This is a genomic window from Oryzifoliimicrobium ureilyticum, from assembly GCF_037199735.1.
Classification (GTDB): domain Bacteria; phylum Pseudomonadota; class Alphaproteobacteria; order Rhizobiales; family Rhizobiaceae; genus Rhizobium; species Rhizobium ureilyticus.
The window spans coordinates 1-1586 of record NZ_JBBBVQ010000068.1 but is presented as its reverse complement, the minus strand read 5'-3'; the positions used below and the strand labels follow the sequence as shown (position 1 = coordinate 1586).

Here is a 1586-nt window from a genome sequence, read left to right as displayed (position 1 = left end):
GGGTTCTTCCTCAATTTCTGTGATTCAGCGGCATCATTCTCGCCCTCATCAGTTCCGGGCCGGCGCGACCGTACATTGCTCGCTTCAGTAACTTGAGGCGATTGATCTGACCTTCGGCTTGACCGTTGCTCCAGGGGAGTTCGATTGCATTTCTTACGGCATCAATATCTCGGCGCAAAACGCTGGCGAAACGCATGATTGCCGTTAGCTCGGTGTCTATGGCATCGTCGATCCACTCGTTCAGTGCCTGCGAGCCCCTGCTTCGCAAGATGCCGCTGAACCGCATGGCAAAGCCGCGCATGATAGCGAACGCTCGAGAGCCTTGCTTCAATGCATTGACCTTTCTGGCCTGACGATCTGTCAGCAGGCCGCGCGGTTTTATGCACAAAGCTGCGGCCACCACGGAGGAAATCATATGGCCCGTATCAGGATCGCGGACGGGTTCTGAAACCTCCATCTCTGGAGGCGGCTCGTCGAGTTGAATATTCTCGACTTCACGCCACACTTTCAGCAAGCGCTCCAGATTGGAGCGGCTGCCCGTGTAACCGCGGTTCTTGATATCGTAAAACAGATGGCGCCCGACCCGGTTTCCATTTTTCCAGCATTCAGCCAGGAAAGCTTCAAAATACAGTGGTGATGTCGGATTCAATGCTGCCCGGTTCCGGTCTCGAGGCGCATTGGAAGTAAGCCAATTCGCGATGCTGCGGCGCTCATATCCGGTCCGCCTTGCAATCTCGCTGTAAGTGAGGCCCTGCTGCCGCAAAGCTCTAAGCATCTCGAATATTTCCAGACGAGATTGCCTGTGCGCCAAACGGGCACGGCGCTGTTGTGACCTGGCGCTGGCGATAGCATCTTCAGAGAGAATGGGTCTAACATTGGCATGACCGTAAACGCTCATCTGTTCCTTGATTGCCTCCCTGAGATTTTGAACCAGATGGAAGCGGTCAGCTACCTGGCGGGCCTGAGGCGCGCCCTCTCGCGCTGCCTGAGCATACAAACCACAGCGATCTCGGCTCACGACCTCGATCGCTGGACGCTCTTGTAACCAAGATCTTGCGCTCTCGACGCTGCGATCTTCCAAAACATCGACGACCGAATGACGCTCAAGATCGACCATGATCGTCCCGTATCGCGAGGAATGCCGCCAACTCCAATCATCAATGCCCACAACCCGAATAGTGTCTTTTTGTGTGGACGCCTGACTACCGCGCTTCAATTGCCGCAAGATCGTGTCGTCGCTAACCGGCATGCCGAGCCGATGCATCAAGTTTTCTCCCGGACGTCCGCCCATTCTGTGGCCAACCAAGCCCACAATCTCAGCCATCCGCTCAGTTCGTCGCACATAGGGTGCAGCAATCTCGGGCAGCCTGTCTGTGAAGGTTCGTCGCTCGCATTTCCGGTGCCTACACTGCCACCGGTTCAGTGCGAGTTTGATGTTCACAGCTTGACCTTGAACAGGCAAGTCCCGCAGGCGGCGGTGGTGCCAGCCGTGCCGATGCCGACTTTGCATTCCACAATCCGGGCAGATGCCGACCGGTTTCGCAGCAGCGGAGACAACCCAGTTTCCTTCATCTTGAAGGGTGATA

The 1586-nt window shown here is 56.2% G+C and carries 1 protein-coding gene; it reads right to left on the bottom strand.

Annotation, left to right across the window (positions count from 1 at the left end; translation table 11 throughout):
- Nucleotides 1-10 precede the first annotated feature (10 nt).
- Nucleotides 11-1585, bottom strand: coding sequence for an ISL3 family transposase (locus VQ830_RS28620; protein ID WP_337271531.1), 1575 nt, complete (start codon nucleotides 1583-1585; stop codon nucleotides 11-13).
- Nucleotide 1586: the final 1 nt, after the last annotated feature.